This window comes from Paenibacillus liaoningensis (genome assembly GCF_059609455.1).
The window spans coordinates 380,119-389,090 of sequence record NZ_JCAALU010000005.1 but is presented as its reverse complement, the minus strand read 5'-3'; the positions used below and the strand labels follow the sequence as shown (position 1 = coordinate 389,090).

The window sequence follows — 8,972 nt, the reverse complement described above, 5'->3', positions numbered from 1 at the left end:
AGCATTTTTTAGACATCCGCTTCGACCACCGCTCGTTTTTTATTTATTGTACACAAAAAAGACCCTACAAGATGACCTTTTTAAAGTGTCCATCTTATAGGGTACATTTTACTTTCGGCGTTCTTTTTTTACCTATTACAATTAGTAGAAGCATAGACAGTCGCCGAGCAAGTCTATCCCCTATTCATCATCCATGCTTATGGCATGACGGCCCGCCAGCTCGAATATAATGATAAGCATCCTAATGTGGAGGCCTATTCCTATGAACGAGCTTCTAGCAACTGCTCAGCACCTGTCGTATCGCAATAGCAGCATAGCATATCAATTCATGCCTAACCCCGGAAAACAAACGCTATTGTTTCTCCACCCGGCGTTCGCAGATCATCGGGTATTTCGCAAGCAGACGAGCTATTTCAAGAGCGGCTATCAGGTGATAGCCCTTGATATGCCAGGGCATGGCCGCAGCCAAGTTCAAGGCACCAAAGTGACGTTAAAAGATATGCCGCACATTGTGGCCGCGGTTTTAGATAAGCACAACATTGCCGCCTGCCATGTGGTCGGCGTTTCCCTTGGCTCGCTCGCAGCTCAAGCTTTCGCTGAACGTTTTAACAAGCGGGTGCTATCCGTTACGATTGTCGGAGGTTATTCCATTCATCGCGAAAATGCGGAAATTTGGAAGGAACAGAAGCGCGAGGGACTGCGGTGGCTGTTTTATTTTTTATTTTCCATGGGGCGGTTTCGCCGTTATGTGACTACCATTTCCTGCGCCAGCAGCTATGGCCGGGATGTATTTGCCCGAGGCGCGAAGCTGTTTAATCGGCGCTCTTTTGCAGCCATGTCGGGGCTTGGCGATTTTTTCACAAAAAAAGATACGCCCGTCCCCTACCAAATGCTGCTCGTATACGGAGATCAAGATTTGAAGGTGCTTGTGGATCACGCGCACAGCTGGCACAAGGCAGAAACGCTGTCGCAGCTTGTGCTGCTGCCCGGTGCCGGCCACTGCGCCCAGCTCGACGCGCCGGAGTCGTTTAATTGCATATTGGAGCGTTTCATCATGTCTGTATCCTGACGGGCATGTTATTCCTTCTGCCAAAGAAACGGGTGCTGGAGCCAGCGCCTGTTTTGGCTTGCTTTCGACGTATCGCTTGGCTGAAGCTTTCCCTATTCATTTTTCTGTTTCGGCGAAGCGCCCGAAGCGTAATAATAGGTGATAGAAGAACAAGAAGGAGAGGATGAATCTTGAAATGGACACGAGTATCAGCTGTACTTATATTGAGCCTATGGTTAGGGGTTTTGGCCGCTTGTGGACAAAATGAAGATCCGGCGGCAGCTAAGCGCTCCGCTGAGGCATCGCCAGCATCAACATCGGATACAGCTGTGCCAGTTGCATCCGATGCAACGGAACCATCGACCGAATCGACTGAACCCTATGAGGTTGTCGCAGAAAAACTGCGAGCTCCTTGGGTCATTGCGTTTGCCGGTGACATTATATACGTTAGTGAGCGGGAAGGCCATATTGTCCGAATCGAGGGCGATCAATCGACGAGGCAAAACGTTAACCTGTCTAAATCGGTTCATGGCGGCGGCGAGGGCGGATTTCTGGGCTTTTTGCTGGCGCCGGATTTTGAACAGTCGCAGCAGGCGTATGCTTACCACACGTATGAGGAAAATGGCGAAATGCTCAACCGCGTCGTGCAGCTGAAGTATACCGGCGAGAGCTGGGATGAGATACGTGTTATGCTGGAGGGAATACCCGGTGCTTTTAATCATGATGGCGGCAGAATGGCCTATGGACCGGACAAGCTGCTGTATATGACAACAGGAGATGCCCAGCAGCCTGAGCTATCACAGGATAAAGACAGTCTGGCAGGCAAAATATTGCGCATGACGCTCGATGGCGAGGTACCAGCAGACAATCCATTCCCGGATTCGTACGTTTATTCCTATGGGCACCGCAATCCACAGGGACTGGCCTGGACAGATACAGGTGTCATGCTTGTGACGGAGCATGGTCCATCGGGCTCGCCTGGCGGTCATGATGAGATTAACGTTATCGAGCCTGGCGGCAACTATGGCTGGCCCACCGTATATGGCGATCAAACTGGCAGTGGGATGAACTCGCCCGTCTATCATACTGGCGAGCCGGCTATCGCACCTTCCGGTGCAGCCATTGACGATCAGAATCGGATGCTGATCGCTACGCTAGTGGGCAGTGCCTTGTATCGCTATGACCCTGCAACAAAGGAAATGTCGGTCGTCTTTGCTGGAGAAGGGCGGCTGCGCGATGTGAAAATAAAGGATGGCCGTGTATATGTCATCACTAATAACACCGATGGCAGAGGAAACCCGGCAGAGACGGATGATCGGCTGCTGATCGTGAACGAGTTGAAGTAAAACATGCCGCCGCTTGAACGAAGCAGTGCCCCCATTTCTAACGGAAACGGGGGCACTGTGCTAAACCTTCCCCTGCACTCTGCTGAGCAAAAATTTCATTGTATTGGGGGCGGCAGGTGTCTCTAATGATTTTTTCGCTTGTACCAAATAGATGATTTCCAGACGATTGTCAAAAGCTTGCACAACAGGAGCTGGAGCCTCCGCCTCAACTTCAAGCGTCAGCCCTGGCAGCGTCCAGCGATTGGCCGCAATGCCGCGCGCGTCCACCCCTTGCCCCGTAATTTCAAAATAAAATTCAATATCGACGGCGGCACCGCACTGAACCTCTACCTCAAGCTCGCGTTCATTCACTGCCGCTTCATAATAGACACCTCGCAAATGGGTGTTCCAATGCTTGCCGACTTCGCGCCGAATGAGACGGAGATCGTATTTATGCCCCTCCGCCGTTTTCCAATGAATCGTGGCGGGGTGAAGCTGGCCGTTCGTGTTTTTGCTGCCTGACATGGCACCCATCATCAGCTCTTTCTCGATCCAAGCCCGCGCTGTACATAAATTTGTATTTGCATCCGGCTGGTCCCGCTCACACAGCTCCCGGAAAGGCTGCTCCACAAGCCGGTCGCGATGATGCTCGGCAAGCTGCGGAAGCAACTCCTCCGGTACATCTACACCGACAAGCGCGATCATAATATCATGCTCCGTCTCACAGTTTATTGCGGTAAAATGCTCATAGCCATTGCCGAGCGCCAAATACAGCATGACACCCAGCGAGCTGTGGGCGGTCATTTCCATTTCATAGGCGCGGGCAAACGGGCCGGAAAGATTTTCGATATACGGATTATAAAAATCGGCGATGTTGGCCCAAAGCCCCTTCTCCATCGCATGCCCAAGCTGCTTAAAGGCAGCCGTCTTTCCGTATTGCCGCCATAAACCAAGCACCGTCAGATCGACGCCATAATAGGTTGTCGTATTGAATTCGGATAAGGAGCCAAACTCCGCATAACGGGCGTGAAGCTTCTCCGCCTCGCGGTCGGCATGCTCCAGCCAATCGCTGCGCTGCAGGCGCGTGCCATAATAATGAGTAATAAACGTATGCATCAGCTCAATATTGGAATTCATCGGAACGACATCCGACAAGCGGCGTTCTATGGAGCCGGTAACCGCCTTGATCATCGATTGCTCCATACGTCCGAGCAGCTGCTGCGGCAGCTTGCCTGCAAAATGCTCCAAAATGACAGCAAAAATGCAGCTAATGAACTCGCGCCAATTCGGATCGTAGCTTTTCCAAACTGGAGGCAGCACTTCATCTACCGCCGTCACAAGCCGGTCAGCCCATTCCTTTTTCACTTGCTCGCCTTCTATTCCGCTGACCAAACGCTCGGTTATTTTTTCAACGGTTTGCGCTAGAAAATAAGCATGGCCCTGCCCTAAGCTTTTCCAAGGGTAGTTGCCCGCTGGCGGGTCGACTGACTCAAGTGTGCTCTTAAAGGTGCCATGGTAAATTTCATCTGGCGCATCGAATTGCAAATCAATAATTTTATGGAGCACCTCGCAAGCCCGCTCTATGTCGCCCGGCTCGCTGCGCAGCAGCAGTCCGAGTGCGTAATGTCCACTGCCCCTCGTGCCGTGCTTGCCATGCTCCTCGCTGTCGCCAATCAGTTTCGCCTTCTCATCATACTTTGCATCCATATAAGCCAGCGCTTGATCGACTAAATAACGGCGCTCCTCCGACAACTGGCTCCATTCTTTCCATGCCATGCCCTTTCTCCCCCTAGAAGTTCCGCCATTATCCGCCCGGTTTTCATCCCTAAATTAATGCCCTTGCAAAGAACGGCTTCTTTTATTAACGCCATGTAACAGCAACAAGCCCATTATAGCACTGACCGTGCATGCCAGATACATCAATTGTGCGCCACCCGCATTGTACAAAAAGCCATTAAGCAGGTTGCCAATAATGCCGCCCAGACCGACAAAAACCATATTAAATACACTTTGCCCGGTCGCCTGCATGTCCTTGCCCGATACGTTTGCTACATACTCGACCGCTGCGACATAAAAGAGTCCGAACGACAAGCCATGCAGCGCTTGGATACCGATCATGACAGGCGGGTACGGAAACAGCCATTGCACAGCCCAGCGCAGCGCATAGGCGAAAGCGGCAATGACGAGCGTCCGTTCCCTGCCGAGCTTGGCAATAATTTTAGCGGCCAGCAGCATGGAGGGCACATTAGTCATCGAAGCGAGCAGCAGCGCAAAGCCGACCATGGAGAAGCTTCCCCCTGCCTCCTGAAAGGACAGCACAAAAAAGGAATTGTAGGCGGTCAGCGTCTGATTGACAAAAAAGCAGGCTACAAGAAACCATAGAAAATTGCGGTTGCCGAGCATTTTTTTGAACCCTTCGGTTAAGCTCACCGTCGTTCGGTAGCTATCCGATTTATTCGACAGCGTCAGCACCATTGCCACTCCAGCCGCACTGAATATAAAAAACGGCAGCCACAGCTGGCTAATGTGAAAATAAGATAAGTACAAGCCGCCGGCATAACCGCCAAGCGCCGTGCCTAAACTCCCCAGGCTGCGAATCGTCCCATAGGAGGTGCGCCCTTCGCGGGCAGCGGTAACGGCATAGGAATCGGCGATTGGGCTTTGCGTCACGCTGAAAATAATCGACGTTGTGTACACGATGACAAGCAGCGCGAATATGTGGACATTGTAAAAGTAAGCAAGTACAGCAGGCATGCCGATGCTGCATACAAGCACTAGCTTCGTCTGGCGGTAACGGTCCACCATGTAGCCCCAGAATGGTTGAACGATGATAGACAGCAGCGTGCCCAGCGACATCATCATGCCTACCTGACCCGCCGACATGCCTTGATGAACGAGCAGCGTCGTTAAATAAGGGTTGAACAAACCGCCAGCAAGCCCTGTAAACAAGTACAAGGCTCGCAGCTTTAGCAGCATTTTTTTCGCGTCATTCATGATGAGGTTGATTATCCTTTCACTGCTCCAAGCATTACGCCACTGACAAAATAACGCTGAAGCCATGGGTATACGAGCAAAATCGGAACAGTAGCAAAAATAACACTCGCTGATTTCAAGCTTTCCGGCGTAATCTTCGGCCCGCCGCTGTTGCCTTCAAGGCTGGACAGCTCGGACACCATATTGTTCTGAATCATTTGATACAGCTTGAGCTGAATCGGATACAGCTCCGGCTTGGAAATGTACATGAGCGTATCCTGAAAGCCATTCCAGCGCCCAACGGCGTAAAAGAGGCACAGCGTCGCCATAACGGGCAGGGAAAGCGGCAATATGATGCGCATCAGCGTTCCAAAATGCGAGCTGCCGTCGATTTCAGCCGCTTCCTCCAAGCTTTGCGGAATGCCATTAAAGAAAGAAATCAGAATAATCAGATAAAATGGGCTAATCAGACCCGGCAGCACGAGCGCCCACACCGTATTGAGCAAATTCAGGTCACGCACGAGGATATATTCCGGAATGATGCCGCCTGTGAAAAACATCGTGATGACGATTAAAATCATGAACAGCTTGCGTCCTTTAAGCTGCGATTTCGTTAACGGATAGGCGGCAACAATCGTCATTGCCATACATAGCGCAGCGCACAGCGCCGTAAGAAATACAGTAAACCCTAACGACCGAATCATCGTCATATCCGAAAAAACCTTGCCATACGCATCCCAGTTGAACCCGACGGGGAAAAGGGTTACCTTGCCCGACGTAATCGCTAAGTTGGAGCTGAGCGATACCGCAATAATATGCAGAAACGGCAATATACAAACTACAACTGCCAAGGCAAGCAAAACAATATTTACCGTATCGAATACGCGGTTTGCCGTACGTTCATTCATGGAGCCTCCGCACCTTTCTGCAAGAGCTATAATATGCTCTCATCTGTTAGTTTTTTAGATGCATAATTGGCGCCAAGGACGAAGATGAGTCCCACTACCGCCTGGAATAAACCGACGACGGTCGCCAGCGTATATTCGCCAGACTGGATACCGACGCGGTAAACGAAGGTGCTGAGCACATCCGAATATTCGCGAACGGCCAAATTGCCTATAATATACGGCCGTTCAAAGCCTATCGTAATCATATTGCCTAGATTGATAATGAGCAGCGTGACGATTGTCGTTTTGAGGCCCGGAAGGGTAATATGCCAAATCCGTTTGAAGCGCCCTGCTCCATCAACCTCCGCCGCCTCAAACAGCTCGCGGTTAATGCCCGTCAAAGCGGCTAAATATAAAATCGTGCCCCAGCCTGCGCTTTGCCACACGCCAGTTGCCAAATACGTCACAAGCCAATCCTTTTTATCCGTCAGAAACGGAATCGCATCAAAGCCAAGCGAGCTTAATAAATTGTTAATCATGCCGGATTGCGTGCCAAATACTTGATAAACAATGCCGCCTATAATGACCCATGAGATGAAATGGGGAATATACAAAATCGTTTGCGATATTTTTTTGAACCAAACCCATTTTGCTTCATATAGCATGATTGCTAAAATTAATGGAGCCGGGAAGGAGACGATTAAATCCAAAATATTCAGCATTAACGTATTGCGAAGCGTCAAATAAAAATCCTTCATTTTGAAAACTTCTACAAAAGCATCAAATCCAATCCATTCACTGCCCGAAATGCCTTGAAACAGGTTGAAATCCTTGAATGCGATTTGCACGCCCCACATCGGTCCATATTTGAACACTAGAAAATAAAGGAGCGGAAGTGAAATCAGCGCGTAAAGCTGCCAATACCTGCGAAAATAAATGTTTGTGCTCAATGTTGTTCGCCCCTTCTTTCTTTCATTTACAGTTGGCGCAGAGGGAGCCCCGCCTATATCGGTTCAGTTCGGCTCCCCACTGTCCTCCTGTCTTTTACTTGCTTGCTAGTTTGCTAACTAGCTAGTAGCTTGCCTGCCTAGACTATTATCTAAAACGTAAGCTGCTTTACTTCGCTTCTGTATAAGCTTTCGTACGCTCGTCCATTACTTCCTTGCCGCCTCGGGACATGTAATCTTCCAATGCCGTATCAAAGGTGCTGTCGAATTTATCTGGAGAAGCCATCGTTGTTTTTACGATCAATTCATCAAGCTTGCTTTCAAGCGAAGTGCCGTATTTCGTTTTGCTCTCAATCGGGCGGGCAAATTTGACCGGCGCGATCGTATCCGTATCGGCAAATTCCATCGATTGGCGGACGCCTTCTTGATATTTCGTTGGCATCCCGTAAATAAAGGCTTCTTTATTTTTCTCGTCATCGCCTGCGATTCTGCCATTAGCTACGATGACGATATCGCCGAGGTTATAAATTCGGTCTTTCGCTTCTTGCGACGCATTTTCAAGCACCACTGGAATGCCATCCTTCAGCTCGTAGTTTTCGCCTACAACGCCGTTTTGCATATCGATTAGAACATTGGTCGAAGACATCCAATCCAAATATTTAACCGCTTCAGCAGCATGCTTGCTTGACTTGGGAATCATGATGTACAAGCCATTGGAAGCATATTCCGGCTTTGCATGCTGTCCTTCCGCATTCGTATATGGATCAATTGGAGCGAGAACCGCTTTCGGGTTGTTCGCCTGCAGGTTCTCATACGCCGCATCGTTATAATAAATGTTGTCGTAGTCATCGCTGAACATGCCGATTTTGCCGCTTTGAATATCCTGTGTGAGCTGCTTCTTATCTTGATCCAGTCCAAAATCCTTGCTCATCAGCCCTTCGTTATACAGCTTGTTCATAAAGCGCAAGCCTTCCTTGAAGCCTGGGAGCACCGGCAAATAATCGCGGTTGGCCAGCTGCTCATCCGTTGTCAGGCTGTTTTGCGGCTGAACGAATGACCACAGCAATGGCTCCAGCTGTCCAGGCTCAATGGTCATGCCGAGCGGAATGACGCTGCCTCCCGTTTGACCCGGGTCCTTCTCTTTAAACGCTTTAAGCGTTTCGTAAAGCTCGTCTGTCGTCGCCGGCATCGGCATGCCCAGCGCATCCAGCCAATCTTGGCGAATCCAAGATGAATATCTAGCCGTTATCGTTCGTTTGCCCGGAATGGCAAATTGTTTGCCTTCTACTTGTCCATACTCCAGCGTATCGTCGCCTAGAAACGTCTTAAGGTTTTGTCCATGCTCATTTAATAAGTCCGTCAAATCAGTGAGACCGCCTTGCTCGGCATACCGTTCGAATGTCGCTTGATCATACGTAAATACGATATCCGGCACATCATCGCCGCTTGCCATCAGCACATTCAGCTTGGCAATTTCCTCTGAACGGGGAATCGGCACGAATTGAACATCAATGCTGCTCGTTTTGCTGAAGTTGTCCTTCACGTAACGAGTTAAGTAGCTGTCTGTAATCGTATAGCCCTGCGGCGTATTGCCGCGGTCAAAAATTTCTACTTTTAATGAAGAAGCTGCGCCACCGCCTGTATTTGAGCTTGCGCTAGGTGTTTCTCCGCCTCCGTTCGAACAGCCCGTAACCAATACAGTTAATGCGAACGTACCCGCCATCCATTTTCTGACCGCCAATTTACTTTTGCTACGCTTCATTTGTTCACAGCCCCTTTTTGTTTGGTTTGC

General features: G+C 49.9%; 7 protein-coding genes. 2 read left to right on the top strand and 5 right to left on the bottom strand.

The window, feature by feature from the left end:
• The first annotated feature begins 262 nt into the window (after positions 1-262).
• Both AC6B99_RS09560 and AC6B99_RS09555 read left to right on the top strand, forming a co-directional pair.
• Positions 263-1,069 (top strand): alpha/beta fold hydrolase, encoded by an 807-nt coding sequence (locus AC6B99_RS09560; protein ID WP_496663258.1) that lies wholly within the window; start codon positions 263-265, stop codon positions 1,067-1,069.
• A 170-nt stretch (positions 1,070-1,239) separates the two neighbouring features.
• Positions 1,240-2,394: a PQQ-dependent sugar dehydrogenase gene (locus AC6B99_RS09555; protein WP_496663257.1), complete on the top strand. Its 1,155-nt coding sequence runs from the start codon at positions 1,240-1,242 to the stop codon at positions 2,392-2,394.
• 60 nt (positions 2,395-2,454) lie between these two features.
• On the opposite strand, the gene AC6B99_RS09550 is transcribed toward AC6B99_RS09555, so the two are convergent.
• The 5 genes from AC6B99_RS09550 to AC6B99_RS09530 all read right to left on the bottom strand — a co-directional run bounded on the left by AC6B99_RS09550 (position 2,455) and on the right by AC6B99_RS09530 (position 8,942).
• Complete coding sequence (locus AC6B99_RS09550; protein ID WP_496663256.1) at positions 2,455-4,149, bottom strand: DUF8769 domain-containing protein; 1,695 nt, start codon at positions 4,147-4,149, stop codon at positions 2,455-2,457.
• Positions 4,150-4,203: 54 nt separating this feature from the next.
• Positions 4,204-5,367 carry an MFS transporter gene (locus tag AC6B99_RS09545; RefSeq protein ID WP_496663255.1) on the bottom strand — a complete coding sequence of 388 codons (1,164 nt, stop codon included), beginning with the start codon at positions 5,365-5,367 and terminating at the stop codon, positions 4,204-4,206.
• Between the two features lie 11 nt (positions 5,368-5,378).
• Complete coding sequence (locus AC6B99_RS09540; RefSeq protein ID WP_056029927.1) at positions 5,379-6,254, bottom strand: carbohydrate ABC transporter permease; 876 nt, start codon at positions 6,252-6,254, stop codon at positions 5,379-5,381.
• A gap of 26 nt (positions 6,255-6,280) precedes the next feature.
• Entirely contained in the window at positions 6,281-7,183 is a 903-nt protein-coding gene (locus tag AC6B99_RS09535) for an ABC transporter permease (protein ID WP_056029930.1), read from the bottom strand.
• 166 nt (positions 7,184-7,349) lie between these two features.
• The gene (locus tag AC6B99_RS09530) at positions 7,350-8,942 is read right to left on the bottom strand and encodes an extracellular solute-binding protein (protein ID WP_496663254.1); all 1,593 of its coding nucleotides are present in this window, start codon (positions 8,940-8,942) and stop codon (positions 7,350-7,352) included.
• Positions 8,943-8,972 lie beyond the last annotated feature (30 nt).